The organism is bacterium (genome assembly GCA_021372615.1).
Classification (GTDB): Bacteria; Armatimonadota; Zipacnadia; order Zipacnadales; family UBA11051; genus JAJFUB01.
In genome coordinates, this window is sequence record JAJFUB010000132.1 from 1 (window position 1) to 18108 (window position 18108).

At 68.6% G+C, this 18108-nt stretch carries 12 protein-coding genes; 2 read left to right on the plus strand and 10 right to left on the minus strand.

Translation table 11 applies throughout. The annotated features are described in order from the left end of the window. Positions 1-100: 100 nt before the first annotated feature. Together LLH23_19530 and LLH23_19535 are read right to left on the minus strand one after the other, a co-directional pair. Positions 101-1138 (minus strand): radical SAM protein, encoded by a 1038-nt coding sequence (locus tag LLH23_19530; GenBank protein ID MCE5240658.1) that lies wholly within the window; start codon positions 1136-1138, stop codon positions 101-103. A gap of 71 nt (positions 1139-1209) precedes the next feature. Beyond that, positions 1210-2223: a zinc ABC transporter substrate-binding protein gene (locus tag LLH23_19535; GenBank protein ID MCE5240659.1), complete on the minus strand. Its 1014-nt coding sequence runs from the start codon at positions 2221-2223 to the stop codon at positions 1210-1212. A 149-nt stretch (positions 2224-2372) separates the two neighbouring features. Between LLH23_19535 and LLH23_19540 the strand changes: the two genes are divergently transcribed. Further along, positions 2373-3971 (plus strand): DUF2961 domain-containing protein, encoded by a 1599-nt coding sequence (locus LLH23_19540; protein MCE5240660.1) that lies wholly within the window; start codon positions 2373-2375, stop codon positions 3969-3971. A 76-nt stretch (positions 3972-4047) separates the two neighbouring features. On the opposite strand, the gene LLH23_19545 is transcribed toward LLH23_19540, so the two are convergent. From LLH23_19545 to LLH23_19560, 4 genes are all read right to left on the minus strand, one after another. After that, complete coding sequence (locus LLH23_19545) at positions 4048-4737, minus strand: rhomboid family intramembrane serine protease (protein ID MCE5240661.1); 690 nt, start codon at positions 4735-4737, stop codon at positions 4048-4050. A 157-nt stretch (positions 4738-4894) separates the two neighbouring features. Then, positions 4895-8260: a hypothetical protein gene (locus LLH23_19550; protein ID MCE5240662.1), complete on the minus strand. Its 3366-nt coding sequence runs from the start codon at positions 8258-8260 to the stop codon at positions 4895-4897. A gap of 93 nt (positions 8261-8353) precedes the next feature. Then, positions 8354-9985: a chaperonin GroEL gene (groL, locus tag LLH23_19555; protein ID MCE5240663.1), complete on the minus strand. Its 1632-nt coding sequence runs from the start codon at positions 9983-9985 to the stop codon at positions 8354-8356. A 63-nt stretch (positions 9986-10048) separates the two neighbouring features. Beyond that, entirely contained in the window at positions 10049-10363 is a 315-nt protein-coding gene (locus tag LLH23_19560; protein ID MCE5240664.1) for a co-chaperone GroES, read from the minus strand. 219 nt (positions 10364-10582) lie between these two features. Here LLH23_19560 and LLH23_19565 point away from each other — a divergent pair, with 219 nt between their 5' ends. Beyond that, entirely contained in the window at positions 10583-14056 is a 3474-nt protein-coding gene (locus LLH23_19565) for a DUF4091 domain-containing protein (GenBank protein MCE5240665.1), read from the plus strand. Positions 14057-14063: 7 nt separating this feature from the next. On the opposite strand, the gene hflX is transcribed toward LLH23_19565, so the two are convergent. From hflX to dapF, 4 genes are all read right to left on the minus strand, one after another. Next, the gene (gene hflX / locus LLH23_19570; GenBank protein MCE5240666.1) at positions 14064-15368 is read right to left on the minus strand and encodes a GTPase HflX; all 1305 of its coding nucleotides are present in this window, start codon (positions 15366-15368) and stop codon (positions 14064-14066) included. A 163-nt stretch (positions 15369-15531) separates the two neighbouring features. Then, positions 15532-15825 carry a hypothetical protein gene (locus LLH23_19575; protein MCE5240667.1) on the minus strand — a complete coding sequence of 98 codons (294 nt, stop codon included), beginning with the start codon at positions 15823-15825 and terminating at the stop codon, positions 15532-15534. Between the two features lie 101 nt (positions 15826-15926). Beyond that, complete coding sequence (locus LLH23_19580) at positions 15927-17114, minus strand: LL-diaminopimelate aminotransferase (GenBank protein MCE5240668.1); 1188 nt, start codon at positions 17112-17114, stop codon at positions 15927-15929. 62 nt (positions 17115-17176) lie between these two features. Beyond that, entirely contained in the window at positions 17177-18043 is an 867-nt protein-coding gene (gene dapF / locus LLH23_19585) for a diaminopimelate epimerase (protein ID MCE5240669.1), read from the minus strand. Positions 18044-18108 lie beyond the last annotated feature (65 nt).

Sequence of the window (18108 nt, forward strand, 5' to 3'; positions counted from 1 at the left end):
GGTCGGTGACCGCTCCCACAGACTGGCGTCTGCTCAGTGGCGTGGCCCACATGAGGGCCGTGGTCCGCGCGTGGGAGGGGTCACCGACCCCGACCGGACCTCAGCGACGCCTCAAGTAGTCCAGCGGGTACTTCCGCCCCATCGCGCAATCCTGGCACAGCGGCAGCCCCGCCAGTCTCCCCCACCTCATCCGCCGCCGCAGGGCCTGCAGCTTGTCCCCGTGCCAGATCTCGGGGATCGTCTGCTCGGTGGCGTTCCCCAGGCCGAAGTCCGCCTGCACGTCATAGCAACACAGGCCGATCTCGCCGCCCGCGCCGATGACGAGCGTGTCGTGCAGCCGCCCGCAGTCCACGTACACAAAGCCGCGGCGCCGGTCGGGTCGCGCCAACTCGGGGGCGACGACCTGCCCGGCCCAGTCAGTCCACGGCTTCAGCTCGAGGCGGACGTTCGGCCGCCCGCGGGCCAGGGCCTGCCAGCGCGCCACGACGGCGCTGAACTCCGGCAGCGTCGCCTCAGTGGCAATCACCTGCAGGGCAATGACAGGGAGGTCGCGGTCGCTCGTCGCGTTCAGCTCCAGCAGGCCCCGCACGTTGTCCATGACCTGGGCGAAGGCGCCGCCGCAGCGCAGGCTCTCATACGTCTCGGGGCTGCTACCGTCCACGGACACCCCCAGCCACGTCAGGGGTGAGGCCAGCAGCCCGGCCGCGGCTGCCTGGTCCAGCAGCGTCGCGTTCGTGCTGAGCGTCAGGCCCCGCATGGCGTTCCGTTCCTGCCCGTACGCCAGCAGGCCGGGCAGCCGCTCGCCGGCCAGATGGACAAAGTCCAGCAGTCGTGGGTGCAGCAGCGGCTCGCCGAACCAGTGCAGCGCCAGAAAGCGCACATGCCCGCCCGAACGCGCCTCAGCCGCCGCGATCTGCTCGATGAGCCGCTCGAACAGGTCCGGGCTCATGTCCCGCGCGGGCCGCCGCATGTCCCGGCGCGGGCACATGCGGCAGTTCAGGTTGCACCGGCTGGTGGTCTCGATGACGAAGCTCGTGGGGAAGTCCGGGGTGCGCGGCACCCGCCAGGCGCCGTACAGCCGCGCCAACGGGGCGTTGACCAGGCGCAGGAAGGCCGATTGGCGAGCAGGAGAGTTCATAGCCCCTGTAGTGGCGCGATTTATCGCGCCCGCACGGCGCAGTGAGATGCACGGCGCGATGAATCGCGCCGCTACCGATCGAAGATGCCCGCGCCGCAGGAGGGCGCGCGGGGACGGGACAGGCGACGGCCGATGACGATCCCCAGCAGTAGCCCCAGGAGCCCGGCTGCCAGCAGCCGGGCGCCAGTCGTCGCGGGCGACGTCTTCGGCTCCACGCCCCTGGCGTCAATGGCCGCCAGGGCGGCGGTGTTGTCGGCCATCTGTGACAGGTACGTGTCCTGCCCCGGGCGTGTGTCCAGGAAATGCACGTAGACGATGGGCGCGCCGCTGTCGCTGGCGATCTGGCGGGCCGCCTCGCCCTGCTTGGACTGGCGCATGGACAGCGGGCAGACAATGGCCGAGTAGGCGCCCCGGCGCAACTGCGCCACGGCCTCTTGCAGGCGCCGGCCGGCCACCGTGCCGGAGCCCTCCGCCATGGCGACTTCGCCCACCGGCACGCCGAAGTTGGCGATGACGTCACAGACACCGGGGATCATGGCCAGCATCGGCCGACCGGACAGCCCGCGTTCCTGGACGACACGCAGGCCCGCCTGGCGCTGGGCGGCCAGCTCCTGCTCGAAGGCCTGCAGACGCGCCTGAAGCACCGCCGCGGGCAGCCCTATCTGGGCCAGCCGCCCCGCGACGGCGCGCGCGATGGCGACGGCGTTGTCCAGGCGGAGCCACGGCGCGTGGGGGTTGCGGGGGTAGCCGGGGTAGTCGTGCAGCGCGGCGCCCCGGGCGGCGTAGTCGTCCCAGTCCAGGGAGGGCTTGTCGCGCAGGGCGGATTTGATGGCTGCCTCGAACTCATGCGAGGAGCTGGCTGCATAGATGACCAACTCGCTGCGGCCAAAGCTCCGCACCTGCGCGGCGGAGATGGTGAAGTCGTGGGGGTCGGAACCGGGCGGCAGCACGACCTGCATCTCCACCAGGTCGCCCGCGACCGCCTGCACGATGGCAGCCATGTCGGGCATCGTGACCAGCACCAGCGGTCGCCCAGCCGCATGCGCCGGGATCGTACCGACCACGATGGCGGCCAGCAGGCCCACCAAGCGACTCAGCCCCGCATTCGTCCCGCAGTTCATTGGCGATATCGCACCTGCCCGATTCGCCTCAGCATATCAGAAACACCGGAAGGTGTCACTCCTGCCCCGAGACGTTATAATGCGCACAGTCCGCTCCCTGCATGGAGGCCGCAATGTCCCGCTTCATCCAGTCCAGTCTCACCTTCGCGCTGGTGTTTGTCTGCCTCTCGGCGGTGACGATGGCGCAGAGCCCCACCTGGTTCAGCCCCGAGAACCTGCCCCCCCAGCTCCGGCACCCGCTGAAGCTGCTGGCAACCACTGCCATGTCCGGCGAGGGCAAGGACTTCTTCAGCCTCAAGCCCGGCCAGACGGCCACCATCGGCACGATCACCGGCCCCGCCATCATCTTCCGCATCTGGTCCACCTCCAGCAACACGAAGCTATCCTCGCTGGACATGATCGTGGATGGGAAGAAGGAGACGCTGGTGGACCGAGGCCGGTGGAGCGAGGAGCAGTGGCGCAAGACCAGTCCCCTGCGTTCTCTGGACAAGCAGGCCTACTGGTCGTATGTCCCGGTCTTCGTCAAGAAGCAGGCCGTGTTCCGCGCCCACAGCTTTGAGCAGGGCACGAACGAGCCGATGAAGTTCTACCTGCAGGTCGGCTATCGGCAAGTGCCGGCGACAGAGCTGGCGGCCGCTGCGAAGCTGGACCTCAAGCCCATCCGCGAGGAGTTGGGGCAAGCCTACGCCCTGGAGCCGAGCTTCTGGGGCAATCCCGCCACTGCGGCGAAGGGGCCGCTGACGTTGGGGAAGGCGTGGACGGTGCCGGTGTCGGGCCCGGCCCAGGTGCAATGTCTGGCCCTCACCGTCGGCGACGCCGCCACGCCCGAGCAACTGCGGGCGACGCGGCTGGTCGTGACGTGCGACGGGGTGCGGACCATTGATGCACCCGTGGGCGCGCTGTTCGGCACAGGGCACCGTGCGGCGGAAAAGCGACGCGGCTGGATCCCGGCCATCGGTACGCCGGTGGGGGACGGAGCGCTACGCCTCGCCTTCCCGATGTTCTTCGCCCAGTCCATGACGGTGGCCCTGGAGCCGTTCGGGAAGGGCGCTCTCCCGTCGGCCGAAGTGGCGATCCACCACATGCCGCTCAAGCAGGCCCCGAGGTACCGCCTGTGCGCGCAGTACTTCTCCCAACTCTCCGTCGCCGACCAACCCATGACGCTGCTGAACGTCACGGGCGAGGGGATCTTCGTGGGCACGAACCTGTGTGTGGACGGCAAAGACCGGAAGACCTTCGCCTTTCTCGAAGGCAATGAGCAGATCTACATCGATGGCGGCGCCAAGCCGACCATCGAGGGCACGGGCACTGAGGACTACTTCAACAACGCCTGGTACTTCGAGGCCGGGGAGAAGGCGAACCTCTTCTGCGGGGTGACGTTCAAGCAGGATCGCGAGCCACCGATGGTGGACTGCTACCGCTACCTGGTCTCGGACTGCATCCCGTTCCAGAAGAGCTTCCGGTTCGACCTGCAGCACGGCAGCCGCAACAAGGCGCCGGACGTGCTGTACGAGGGCGTGAACTTCTGGTACCAGGTGTCGCCGACGAACGTGGCCGAGCCAGTGGCGGCCAGGGCCCCGGCGGCCGGTGGAGCCGCGGGAGAGCCGACCGAGGGCGGCAAGATCCCGCTCGTGCGGATCGTGGGCTTCGTGCTGGCGCTGGCAGTGGTCGGCTTCGTCACGTGGTGGCTGCTGCTGAAGCGCAAGGCGTGAGGAATCGACACGGGGCGCCGTCCTCACGGCGGCGCCCCGTCTGCCTTCGCGTAACCCGTACCCCGTAGCCCGCCCCTCAGTACCGCACATCCAGCACACGCGGCCGCGGAAGCGTACGTCGCGGCATCACCGCGAACCGCTTCACCAGCCACAGGCCGGCGATGAAGCCGCCAATGTGCGCCCAGACGGCCACACCCCCACCGGCGCCCCCGATGCTGCCCAACCCCGCGAAGAACTGGAAGACGAACCACAGGCCCAGGAACACCACCGCAGGCAGGTCCACGACGGTGATGAAGACCACCAGGATGACCAGTGTGCGCACCGTGGCGCCCCGGAAGAGCACGAAGTAGGCGCCCAGGACGCCGGCAATGGCGCCGCTAGCCCCCAGCACCGGCACTGACGCGAAGCCGGAGACCAGCGCATGTGCCAGCGCGGCGATCGTCCCACACAGCAGGTAGAAGACCAGATAGCGGAAGTGCCCCATGCGGTCCTCGACGTTATCGCCGAAGATCCACAGGAAGAGCATGTTCCCCGCCAGGTGCAGCACCCCACCGTGCATGAACATCGAGGTCAGGATGGTCAGGAAGACGAAGCTCAGGGGCTCCCCGGCGTCTCGGTGGATGAGGTGCGCGGGGTTGAGCGCGAACTCCGTCCGCAAGTCCTTCTCCTGGACCTGCCACACAAACACGAGCAGGCAGGTGGCGATGATCAGGTAGTTGACCACCGGCGGGCGCGAGGACGGGATGTTGTCACGTAGGGGTAGCATGGAGTGTCCTGAATGAGCTGGGTCGCAGGCTGCTCGGGCGCTAGTGTCGCGTCCCGTGATTGGCTATGTGCTCCCAGTAGCGCGGGCGGCCCGCCCGCGCGGGCAGGCGAGCCGCCTGCCCTACTGCACAGCCTCTAGCCATCACCGGGACAGCACACTACGGCGTGGCGCCGGCCCGGCTGCGCACGTACGGGATGGCCTCGGCGTGCAGCCGCTGCGCTTGCGCCAGCAACTCGGCGGCGGGAGCGGCTACGGCGGCCGCCTCGCCCGCAACGACACGATCCTCCAACAACAGCCGCTGGCAGAACGCCTCCGCTGTGTCATCCACGAGCTGCTGCAGCTTCGCGTCCCGCGTGTTCGCGAAGGGCTGCGAGCGCGGGCTCTGCTTGACGAGGTCCGGAGGGACGAGCACGTCGAAGTTGGCCCGGTAGACGTCCGCCACCTCTGACAGCAGGCGTAGGCTGTCCTGGAGTTGGGCGAGCACCTCGCCCAGCGGCTTCGCCGCCGTCACGGCCTCCGCGAGCTTGGCCTGGGCGGCCGACAGGCGGGCGTGGGCGAGGGTGTAGTCGCCGCGCTTGGTGGCCTCGGCGGCCTGCCGCGATAGCCCGGCGGCAGCACCGAGGTCCACACCATTGGCCGCGGCGACTGCGGCGTCCATGTCGTAGATGACGCGCTCGTTGTCGTAGTGGCCCCGATGCACGGCGGCCAAGGCCGCCTGCGCCCCCGCCGCAGTCCCGCAGTAAAGCACGCGGCCGTCGCCGGGAGCCAGCGTGACGGCCAGGCCACCAGCGGGGAAGGGTGCCGGCGCGGTGAGGCCGCTCAGGTCACAGAGCTGGGTCGCGGCCCCGAGCTTGCCGGCGTCGGCCCGCAGCGTCGCCTGCTGCTCATGCTCCACGTCCTGGTTCACGGCCACGATGAAGAAGCCGCCGCCGGTGCGCTGCTTGAGCACCCCGAGCGTCACCGCCGGGCCCTGGTAGGCCGCCTTGCCCAGGTCCAGCGGCTGCGCCTCGGCGGTGAAGGGGTGGTCGTCCACGCAGTCCGTCTCCAGCAGCGACGGCCCGATGGCCGTGACCTGCCGGCCCGCCGCGCGCAGCGCCTCCCACCCCGACGTCCCCACACCCCACGAGTCGCACAGTGTGTAGAAGTAGTGCTGGTTGTAGCGCCAGCAGGGCGGCGACTGGCTGCCATGCCACGTGATGCCCTTGCCGCCGTTGGCCACGACCAGCCAGATCATCAGCCGCGTCTCAGGGCCGGTCGGCAGCAGCCACGTGTAGCCCTCCCGGCCGCCGAAGGCCGGTAGCATCACCCATACGGGGGCCGGGGTCTGCCGGGCGCAGAAGCGCACGAGCTTGGTCACTTCCCATGGGCGGCGGCCAGTGTTGCGGATCGGGTACTCATCACCGTAGTACACCGGCATGTACGGCAGGTACTCGGTGCGGTCGAGGTTGAGGATCACGAGCACGGGGTGGTTGGGGTCGGCCTCGCGGTACAGGGACTGCAACTCCACATACGCCGGCACATGGCCCGAGCCCGGTTCATCGCTCAGGTCGTAGGCGAGGATGAGGTCGCCGTACTCGCGGGCAAAGGTGCGGCGCAGATCCAGGTCAAAGCCGGTCTCGGCGATGCGCGCCAGCATGGCCTCCCGCGTTCCGGGCGGCTCGGGCAGCTCCACGTAGGCGCCGTCGGGCCGGTGCCCGAAGCGCCGCAGCATGTCGCCCTTGGGGATCAGGCGCATGTGGTACTGCCGCGCCAGGTCGCACAGCCACGGCTTCTCCCCCGCCTTCAGCGGCGTCAGGCAGATGTTCTCGCCGACGATGTACGTGTTCAGGTACGCTCGCCGGTACAGCCGAAGCTGCCGCTCGGTGGCCTGCTGCAACGTGCCCATCTCCGGCCCGGTGTAGCCGCGGAAGTACTCGCCGAACGGGTAGAAACCCGCCAGCGCCGGGTAGGGGTTGTCATCCGGCGGCGCGGGCAGGTTCTGCGGGAACCGGGCATTGATGAGCGCGGGTGAGAGCGCCACGCTCTGCGCAGTCGGCCCCGTGCCGGCGACCAAGCGCAGTTCCTGAACCTGCTGCCCGGGCCACGGCAGCTTCAGGGCGGCCGGCGTAGTCGGGGACAGGGGGACGGTCTGCTGCCACGACACAGGCTTGCCCGCCACGCGGCCCGTCACGCGCACTTCGGCCGATCTCGCGCCGCTCACGGGCGCTACGCCCAGCGTGAGGTCGCCCGCGCCCGGCAAGTTCAGCGGGCTGAGCGATACGGCCAAGTCCCGGCTGGCGCTGACGATGGGCCCGCCGCCGGGGACGGGCGCGATGAGGTAGGTCGTCTGCCAGGTCCCGCCAGCCGGCAGCTCGACGGGCCGGTATGTCCACTCCAGCGTGTTGAGGGCGGGCGTGAGGGAGACGAGGGCGTGTTCGGTCTGGGCGCGATCGAAGAGGACCGCCAGGCTGCGCTGCGCCGCGGGGTCGCTGTAGGCCAGCCAGCCCTCGCGGAGGTCGGTGATCGGGATGTTGGCCCGCGTCAGGCTTTCCAGCGGCTGCACGACGCGCAGATGGTCGCGCGCCGGCCAGGTGAAGACGCCGTGGCCTGGGGGCAGGGCCTGCTGGACCCGGAGGCTCAGGCACCGCTTCTCGGCCGCCGTATTGCGCACCCGCAGCGTCACTTCCAGCGACGCCGACCCGTCCGGCAGCCGCAGCTCCTTTTCAAACTGCAGGTCGGCGAGGCTGCCGCCGGCGCCCTGGTGCCGCACGCGGACGCAGCGCCGGGGCTCGATGACCTCCAGGATACACGGGTCGTCGCGCAGCAGGCCTGGGGGCGCCTCGGCCGGGGCAATCTCGGCGGCCATGCCACCGGGGCGGATCCCCTGCCACACGGTGGTCTCGTGATCCCCGGGCTTGAGCACATAGCTGCACACGCGGCCGCCCAGGATCGGCTCGACGATCGCACGGGCGAAGTCGTTGTCCAGCACATCGCCGGCGGGGATGAGTTGCACGTCGTCGTACCAGACGGAGCCGGCGCCGCCGTTGCGCAGATAGAGCAGGACGCTGCGCGTGGCGGCGTCGGTGCTGAAGTCCCAGACCAGTTCTGTCCACTCGGGCTGCTGCTCGATGCGCCGGCTGGACAGGTACTGCAGGCGGTTGCCCTTCTCGTCGGCGGTCATCACCGAGCAGTAGGCCATGCCATCGCCCGAGGTCCTCAGCCACACGCGGAGGGTCATGCGGCCGGGCCCGACGAGGCGGTCGCCCAGCTCCTGGCCGGCGATGTTGTTGTTCGCCTTGCCGGCATCGGTGATCTGCTCGCGGGGCAAGCCGGTGATCTGCAGCGAGCGGGCGCCGCTGTGGGCGTCGTCGGAGGCCTCGATCTTCCCGCGCGGGTTGCTCCAGTACACCGGCTCCCAGTCCTGTGGCAGGTTGGTGGCCGGGGCCAGAGTCTCGAAGCCGGGGTTGCTGACGGGGTTGGTCTGGGCGAGGGCGAGGGTGGCGCCGCACAGGGCGGCCAGGGCAAGGGCCAGGCGGGCAGGCATGGCGGTCCTCCGGTTGCCGTCAGTCCACACGCAGACAGGCGGGCCACAATGGGCCCGCCTGTCGGTTTCGTCTGCAGCGATCCGGCTTCCTGCCTACATGCCCATGCCGCCGGGCGGCATGGCGGGCATGGCCGGAGCCTTACTCTTATCTTCGGGCAGCTCGGCCAGCGCGCTCTCGGTCGTGAGCAGCATGCTGGCGACACTCGCCGCGTTCTCCAGGGCCGACCGCGTGACCTTCAGCGGGTCAATGATGCCGGCCTTCAGCATGTTGGTGTACTCGCCCGTGCGGGCGTCGAAGCCCTGGGACTTCTTCTTGCTGCCCAGGACCTCACTGACGACCACGGAACCCTCGTAGCCGGCGTTGGCAGCGATCTGCTTGAGCGGCTCGGGCAGGGCCTTGCGGACAATGTCCACACCGATGGCGGCATCGTCTTCGGCCTTGACGTCGTCCAGCACCGGCAGGGCGTGTACCAGCGACGCGCCGCCGCCGGCCACAATGCCCTCTTCGACGGCCGCGCGCGTGGCGCTCAGGGCGTCCTCGAAGCGATGCTTGCGCTCCTTGAGCTCGGTCTCGGTGGCCGCGCCGACCTCGATGACGGCCACGCCGCCGGCCAGCTTCGCCAGCCGCTCTTCCAGCTTCTCGCGGTCGTAGTCGCTATCGGTCTCCTCGATCTGCCGGCGGATCTGGGCGATGCGCGCCTTGATGGCGTCTTCCTTGCCCGCACCCTCGACGATCGTGGTCTCGTCCTTGCTGACGGTGATGCGCTTGGCCGAGCCCAGCATCGTCATGTCAATGCTCTCGAGCTTGATGCCGAGGTCCTCGGAGATGAACGTCCCGGCGGTCAGCACCGCGATGTCCTCGAGCATGGCCTTGCGGCGGTCGCCGAAGCCCGGGGCCTTGACGGCGCAGACGTTCAGGATGCCGCGCAGGCGGTTGACGACGAGCGTGGCCAGGGCCTCGCCCTCGAGGTCCTCAGCGACGATCAGCATCGGCTTGCCGGACTGGACGACCTTCTCGAGCACGGGCACGAGATCGGCGACGGCGCTGATCTTCTTCTCGAACAGCAGGATGTAGGGCTCTTCGAGCACGCAGGCCATCGTCTCGCGGTCGTTGATGAAATACGGGGAAAGATAGCCCTTGTCGAACTGCATGCCCTCGACGAGCTTCAGGTTCGTCTCGGTGGACTTGGACTCTTCGACGGTGATGACGCCGTCCTTGCCGACCTCACCCATGGCGTCGGCGACGATCTCGCCGATGCTCTCGGAGTTACCGGCGATGGAGGCGACGTTGCGCATCTCCTCTTCGGTGCTCACGGGTGTAGCGCTCTCGCGCAGCGCAGCGACGACGGCCGCGACGGCCTTGTCGATGCCGCGCTTGATGAGCATCGGGTTGGCGCCGGCGGCGACGGACTTGAGGCCCTCGCGCATCATGGCCTGCGCCAGTACGGTGGCGGTGGTGGTGCCGTCACCGGCGATGTCGTTCGTCTTGGACGCGGCTTCCTTCAGAAGCTGCGCCCCCATGTTCTCGAAGTTGTCCTCCAGCTCGATCTCCTTGGCGACGGTGACGCCGTCCTTGGTGATCACGGGGGAACCGAACTTCTTGTCCAGCAGCACGTTGCGCCCGGCGGGGCCAAGCGTCACCTTGACGGCATTGGCGACGGCATTGGCGCCCCGCTCCAGGGCCCGACGAGCATTCTCGTCAAACAGAATATCCTTGGCGGCCATAGCCTCAGAATCTCCTTCGTTTCAGGGGTAGTGCGGGCTTGCAGCCCGCGCCGGCCGACGCCTCTACGCGAGCTTGGCGTAGACCTGGTCGGCTTCGAGGATCAGGTAATCCTCACCAGCGTCGCTGACTTCGCGGCCGCCGTACTTGGCGAATACCACGCGGTCGCCGGCTTTGACATCCAGGGGCTGGGTGGAGCCATCTTCCAGGCGATACTCACCCACGCAGACGACGGTGCCCCATTGCGGCTTCTCACGGGCGGTCTCGGGCAGCAGGATGCCACCCTCGGTGGTCTTGGCCTCATCAACCTTGATCATCACTCTGGCGCCTAGCACTTTCAGAGCCACTAACTGTACCTCCCTTCGGGTCGCTGACGGCATCTGAAGGGGCCCGCCCGGTCTCGGGCGCGGCCCACCATTGCCATGCACTGCCCCGCCGGAGCGGGTGAGACAGAATATAGCGCATGGCGAGCGGTTTGGCAAGAGGGAATTAGCACTCTCCATGGGCGAGTGCTAAAGCGATGCTGTCGGCCCGCCCCGCAGGTGCTCCCACCCCGCTCGGCGAATGTCTTCGGACCCCATCCCCACGGGAGAAAGCCCATGCGATTCTGCCTGCTGCCAGCCCTGGCCCTGCTCGTCTCGGCCCTGGCCCATGCCGAGCCTACCCTCGTCGTTGACGCCATGGAGGACCTGGCCGCCTGGCGCACCGGCGGCCAGAAGGAGGCCTCCCTGCGCCCCGAGACCGCCCGTGTCGCCGAGGGCAAGCAGGCCCTGCGCTTTGACGTCAAGATTGACCACAACGCCGGCGAGGGCATCCAGGGCAAGCAGTATCCGAAGGGCTGGCCGCGGGTCGAGCGCAACCCGCAGCCGCCCCTGGACCTCTCCCCCGTCGGGGCGATCGGGTTCGACATCTGGACCGAGAGCAGCCGCGCCGCCATGCCCGGCTCGTCGCTGCACATGATCCTGCGCGACCAGAGCGGTGCGAACTGGTCGGCCAACCTGGGCCAACTCCCCCTCGGGAAGTGGCAGCACTTCCGACTGGACCTGGGCACCTTCCGGCACGACGCCATCGTCCACTGGCAGTTCTTCCTGTCCGAGTCGGACTACAACCACGGCGATGCGGTGAGCTTCATCATTGACAACGTGGTCGGCTACGCCGCCCAGCGGTCGCGGCAGTTGCTGCCCAGGCTGGCGGCCAAGACGCTGGCTCTGCAGCGGCTGGCCCCCGGAGCGGCCGCGGAGCAGATGGCCCGGCTGGCAGCTGTGAAGCATGAGACGGAGGCGGCGGTCCAGCGCTTCCAGGCCCTGGACCAGGTCAGCCTGCAGGAGTCCAATGCCCTGGACCAGGACTGCGAGCGGCTGGTGGCCGAGGCGGCGGCCCTCGCTCTGGAGATGGGGGCGGCCCGGACCGTGCCCGATGGGTCGTACTGCATCGCCACCGAGCACAGCTTGCGCAAGATCATGCGGGACGACACGGACCTGAACGTCCGGCGCGAGCTGAAGCTGTCGGTGGCGGGCAATGAGCACGAGGACGGGCAGATCGTCGTCCGCGCGATGACGAAGGACATCCCACGCCTGGCCGCCGACTGGACAGACCTCATCGTCCCGGGCGGGGCCAAGCTCCCGCGTAGCCTCGTCACTGTCAACGCCGTGGGCTATGTCGAGATGCTCAAGACCAGCTACCCGGTGGACCGCGGCGGCTGGTGGCCTGACCCGCTCCTCCCGCTGGATTGGCCTGGGAGCGGCAAGCAGGGCCTGGGGCCGCTCGCTGACAGCTTCTGCAAGCAGGGGGAGACGCAGCCCCTCTGGGTCACTGTCGCCTGCCCGGCGGGCACCAGGCCGGGCGCCTACCGGGGCACAATCACCCTCAGGCCGGAGGGGCTGCCACAAAGCCAGGTCGCGCTAACGGTGCAGGTGCGGAACTTCAGCCTGCCCCTGCGCCCGCGCCTCAAGACCGCCTTCGCGTTCTTCGAGGGCGAGTACCGCAACTACTTCAAGCGCCCCATGGCCGAGGCCGAGCGCCACGCCGCCGAGGACTTCCTGCTGGCCCACAAGCTCAACCCGATGAACCTGTACACCCCATGGGCGTGGCCGGGGCTGAAGGACCTCCAGCGGATGCGCGAGCGCGGCCTGAACGCCGTCTGCCTGGGCTACTGCCCCGACACGCCCGAGAAGTTCGGCGACCTGGTCTACTACCGCTATCTGCGCGAGCAGCGTCGGCAACTGGCCGCCGCGAACATGGCCGCCGACGGCTGGCTCTACGGCTACGACGAGCCCCACTGTCGCCCGGACTTCGAGCAGTTCAAGGGCATCATGCGTGAGGTGTACGACATGGTCGAGGCGGTCGCGCCGGGCATGCCGCGCGGCTCCACGACCGCCATCGTGCCGGACCTGCTCGGGGCGGTGAACCTGTGGGTCCCCCAGACGATGCAGGTTGTGCGCCACGACACGCTGGCCCGGCAGCAGGCCGGGGACACCGTCTGGACCTACGTGGCCTGCACCCCACCGCATCCCTTTGCCAACTACTTCATCGAGTACGCCACGCTCGAACAGCGGCTGCTGGGCTGGCAGACATGGCAGGAGCGCTGCACGGGCTTCCTGTACTACGCCACGAACCTCTGGCGCCCCAACTACGAGGAGCCCTCACCCCCTGCCCCCTCTCCCACGGGGAGCGGGGGGGAGATGGTTCGCTGGCCGGATCGGCCCTGGAACCCCCGCCCGGCCAAGGACTTCCAGTTCAACGGCGACGGGCTCCTGATCTACCCCCACCCGGACGGCAGCCTGCTGTCCACGATCCGCCTGGAGGCCATCCGCGATGGCTTTGAGGACTATGACCTCCTGTGCCTGCTGCGGGACGGCGGAGCGGCGCTGAAGGCCGCGAGGAAGCGCCCCGATCTGGTCAAGCAGGCGGCGGAGTACAGCGTCGTGCCGGAGACCGTCTCCAAGTCGCTCACCGACTACAACCACGACCCGAGCGTGCTGCTGGCCCGCCGTGAGGTCGTGGCGGGCGTGCTGGAGCAGGTGAAGACGGCCCTGGGCGACGCGGCCTGGCAGAAGGTGCTGACGGCCGAGCAGCCCCTCTCCCCGACCTCAGGCATCAAGGGCAACGGCGAAGCTGTCGTCGATCCGCCCTGCACCTTCGCTCCCAGGCAGATGCGAGCGTGGGATAGCGGGCCGAAGCTCGGGGCGAAGGCCGACGTGCACGGGCCCATCGCCGGGGCAGCGGGGCCGGTGTCGGCCGTCGCGACCGGGCACGGCAAGGGCTGGGCGGACTTCGAGAGCGAGTTTGTCCGGGTGCAGCCGGGGACATACGCGGTGCGCGTGCGCGTCAAGCCGGACTTCAGGAGCGGTCTGGTGCGCGTGTTGCTCTACAAGTACGACGAGGACAGGCGGCCCCTGGACCTGCCGACGCAGGCGCAGGGCGATCTGCCCGCCGCGCTGTTGGGCACGATCACCAGCAGCGGCCAGTGGGAGACGCACCGCTATCTGGTCAACATCCCGGCGCAGGTGAAGCTCGCGCAGATCTACCTGCAATGCTACCGCCTCGACGGTAGGGTGGCCTGCGATGCCCTGAGCCTGGAGCCGTGGAAGCCGGAGGCAGGCCTGGTGGACGACATGGAAGAGATCGGCAACTGGCGGCCTGGCTTCCCCGAGTCCAGCGTGGCGCGCGAGACACAGCTCGTCCACCAGGGCGACGCGGCCCTGGCATACGCGGTGAAGATTGACCACAAGGGCGGCGAGGAGAAGTACCCTATCGGCTGGCCCAGCCTCACCTACACGCCGGTCCCGCCGCTGGACTGGACCGGCAAGCAGGCGCTGACCTTCTGGGTGTACCCGACCACCAACCGCCCGGCGCTGCCTGCGCGCGCCATCAACTTCTCGATCCGGAGCAAGCCGGGCGACTCGCCCTTCCCCCCGCTGAGCCTCAAGCCCGGCGAGTGGCAGCAGGTGCGCATCCCGCTGGCGGGCAAGAGCCTGCCGGCGGTGAGCAGCCTGCACTTCTTCGTCGAGGAGGCGGCCTACCAGGACGGGGATTGGGTGCGACTCGTGATGGACGACATGCGGGTGGAGTAGACGGGGCTCAGGAGGGCGGCGTGGCGACCACGAACGGGCGGAAGCGCTCCACGTAGGCTTCCTCGATCTCCACGTCCGCCTTCACGGCCTCGCCCTCGTACTCGGTGTTGAAGACGCGGCCGTGGGCGTGGGCGAGGTTGACCAGGTCCATCCGCGCGTAGGGCAACTCCAGGGTCAGCCGCACCAGCTTGCTAAAGACGTGGCGCGCGATCTCCGCCCGCAGCTCGTCCAGTCCCTCGCCGGTCAGCGCCGAGATGGGCAGCCCCTGGGGGAGCTGCTTCAGCACCGCGGCGCCGCGTGCGGGCGCCATCTGATCCCACTTGTTCAGCGCCAGGATCGTCGGCTTCTCCCCGATGTTCAAGCTCCGCAGAGTCTCCTCGGTGGAGCGCATCTCCGTCAGAGCAAACTCCTTGCTGGCGTCTACCACATGGATCAGCACTGCGGACTCGACGACCTCCTCCAGCGTGGCACGGAAGGCCTCGACGAGCTGCTTGGGCAGGTCGTGGATGAAGCCGACGGTGTCGCTGAGCAGCACCTCGTGGTCGGCGATGTTGACGCGGCGGCAGGTGGGGTCGAGGGTCTCGAAGAGACGGTCGCGCACAGAGACTTCGTCGGTCCCGGCCAGCGCGTTGAGCAGCGTAGACTTGCCGGCATTGGTGTAGCCGACGAGGCTCACGGTCGAGAGCCCGGCGCGGCGGCGCGTGTCGCGTTCGACGTCACGGCGCCGGCTGACCTCCCCCAGTTCCTCCTTCAGGCGCCCGATGCGGGCGCGCAGACGTCGCCGGTCGGTCTCCAGCTTCGTCTCCCCGGGGCCGCGCACGCCCACGCCGCCGGCCGCCCCGCCACCAATCCGGTCCATCATCTTCCCCCGCCCGGTCAGGCGCGGGAGCAGATACGAGAGCTGCGCCAACTCGACCTGCAGCTTCCCCTCGGCCGTGTGCGCGTGCTGGGCGAAGATGTCCAGGATCAGCTCGGTCCGGTCCAGGACCTTGCAGCCTTCGAGGGCGTCCACCAGGTTCCGCACTTGCCGCGGTGACAACTCGCCGTCGAACAGCGCCACGGTGGCGTCGAGCGAGGCCATCTCGGCCTTCAGCTCCAGGAGCTTGCCCTTGCCCAGGAAGGTGTTCTGGTGGGGCGCCTCGCGGTTCTGCACCATGACGCCCACGGGCTCGGCCCCGGCGGCTTTCGCCAGGTCAGCCAGCTCGTCCATCGAGCGCAGGCCCTCGCCGATCAGCCGATCGGTGCCGACCAGCACGGCGCGCTCGATCTCTTCGCCCTTGCGTTCCAGGCCAACGCCGATGATGTCAGTCATGGGGATGGGGATCAGGCATTAGGGATTAGGGACTGGGTACGGCAACGGCTACGGCCGCACAGCCAACACTATAGAACAGGCGCCGGGAAATGCAAAGGGCCGGCCTCAGCGGAGGTCGGCCCTGAAGGATCCGGGGATGGATGGGGGGGCAGCCTGGGCACCGTCACAAGCGATGGAAGGTCCAGGGAAAGGTCCCCGCTGCGGGCAGACCCGGCGTGGTCTCGATGTACGCCAGCGCCGAGGTGAAGATCAGCACGTCGCTGTCATCCACGACCAGGCGCAGGATGCCCTCTTTCATGGCCCGCGTGAGGCGGCCCCTGAAGTCCTCGACCTCGGCGACGGCCGGCATGGGCTGCGGCGAGAACTCGAACACTTCCTCATGTCCGTCCACGAAGTGCAGCTTCATGATGAAGGGCGCTTCGGGCGGCGGTCCGCTTCCTTCGGGGGGGTGCACCATGGTGAGATCGCACTCTCCTTCGCGGATAAGCTCAGCGCGCTCTACGCATTGTGCGTGTTTCGTCCTGCGACCGCCCCGCACCTTCGTCCGGGGGCAACGCCTCAGAACTCCAGCGTCAGGTTCGCCCGCATCGCCGCGATGGCCTCCTCGATCTGCGCCAGCTTGTCCTGGCCCTTGATCGTCAGCGAGAAGCGCACGAAGCCCTCGCCGTACTCCCCGTAGACGGCGCCGGGGATGGCCAGCACGCGGCACTTGGCCAGCAGGTCGGTGGCGAAGCTCTTGCTCGTGTGCCCCTTGGGCACCGGCACCCACACGTAGAACGTGGCCTTGGGCGCGTCCAGCTTCCAGCCGAGGCTGTTGAGGCCCGAGACGAAGGCGTCGCGGCGGCGCTGGTACTCGTTCCGCATCTGCGGGACCCAGTCCTCGAACCGGTTCAGGCCGACGATGGCCGCCCGCTGGATGGCCATGAAGGTGCCGCTGTCAATGTTGCTCTTGCAGCGCGACAGGGCCTCGACATAGGGCTTGCCGCCCATGGCCCAGCCGACGCGCCAGCCGGTCATGTTGAAGGTCTTGGACAGCGAGTGCATCTCGATGGCGACGTCCTTGGCGCCCTCGATCTGCAGCACGCTCGGGGGCTGCACGCCGTCGTAGGCGACTTCGGAGTAGGCGCAGTCATTGACCAGGATGATCTGATGCTCCCGGGCGAAGGCCACGGCCTGCTCCAGGAACGCCAGGTCGGCAATGGCCCCGGTGGGGTTGTTCGGGTAGTTCAGGAACATCATCTTGGCGGCCTTGGCCACGCTGCGGGGGATGGCGTCGAAGTCCGGCAGGAAGCCGTTCTCGGGCAGCAGGGGCATCGGGAAGGCCGCGCCGCCACACCAGGTCGTCTGGACCTTGTAGACCGAGTAGGCCGGGTCGGGCACGAGCACCACGTCGCTGGGGTCAATGTAGGCCCAGATGATGTGCGCCAGGGCTTCCTTGGACCCGATGACGCTCTGGATCTCCTTGCCCTCGGGGTCCACCGCGACGCCAAAGCGGCGCTGGGCGAAGTCCGCCACGGCGGCCTTGTACTCCGGGATACCGAAGCCCGTCTCGTCGTACGGGTGGGTCTCGGGGTCGTGAGCCGCCTCCGCGAGCGCGTCAATGATGAAGTCCGGGGTGGGCATGTCGGGGTCGCCGATCCCGAAGTCAATCGGCTCCTTGCCGTCCGCAATCATCTTGCTCTTCAGCTCATTGATCTCGCGGAAAGGGTACGGCGGAATGCGCTGCAGCCTCTGCGCCTGCGGGATGTCCACTGCGTTGCCTCCGAGCGATGCGTAGTGCGGGCTTCCAGCCCGCTCAGGCCCCGAACCTATAGGACGGCCCGAGCCAGTAGTTCCTCGTTGACCGTCCCCTCGCAGACCTCGGTCGCCGGGCCGGTCATGTAGACATGGTTGTCCGCTTCGGACCACTCGATCTGCAGGTCGCCGCCCAGCAGGTGCACGGTCACCTGGCGACCGCAGTGGCCTCCCAGGATGGCGGCGACGGTCGTGGCGCACGCCCCCGTGCCGCAGGCCATGGTCTCGCCCGCGCCCCGCTCCCACACGCGCATCCGCACCTCGCTGCGGTCCAGCACCTGCACGAACTCCACGTTGGTCTTGCGCGGGAACAGGCTGTGGCACTCCAGTTGCGGCCCGTGCTCGCGCACCATGGTGTCGCAGATCTCGTCCACCTTGATGACGCAGTGGGGGTTGCCCATCGAGACGCAGGTGGCGGTGTAGCTACACTCCGGCAGCGGCACCTCGACGCCCTGCGCCGGCGCGGCGGCCTCGCCGGTCATGGGGATCTCGCCGCGCGTCAGGCGCGGCTCGCCCATGTCCACGCGCACGGACTGTACCTTGCCCTCACCCACGTCGAGGCGCGGGCGGATCAGCCCGGCGCCGGTCTCGACCGTCAGTTCGGTCTTCTCGGTCAGCCCGTGCTCGAAGACGTACTTGGCGAAGCAGCGCATGGCGTTGCCGCACATCTCGGCCTCGGAGCCGTCGCTGTTGAAGGTGCGCATGTGGAAATCAGCCTGCGACGAGGGGAGAATCAGGATGATGCCATCGCTGCCGATGCCGAAGTGGCGCTCGGACAGCAGGCGTGACAACTCCGGGAGGTCATAGGGGCTCAAGTCCTGCCCGATGCCGTCTATGTAGATGTAGTCATTGCCGAGGCCGTGCATTTTGGTGAAGCGCATGTCAACCCTCGCAGTGTGGCGCGATTCGTCGCGCCGCCATAGAAAGCACGCACGACAGGGAGTAC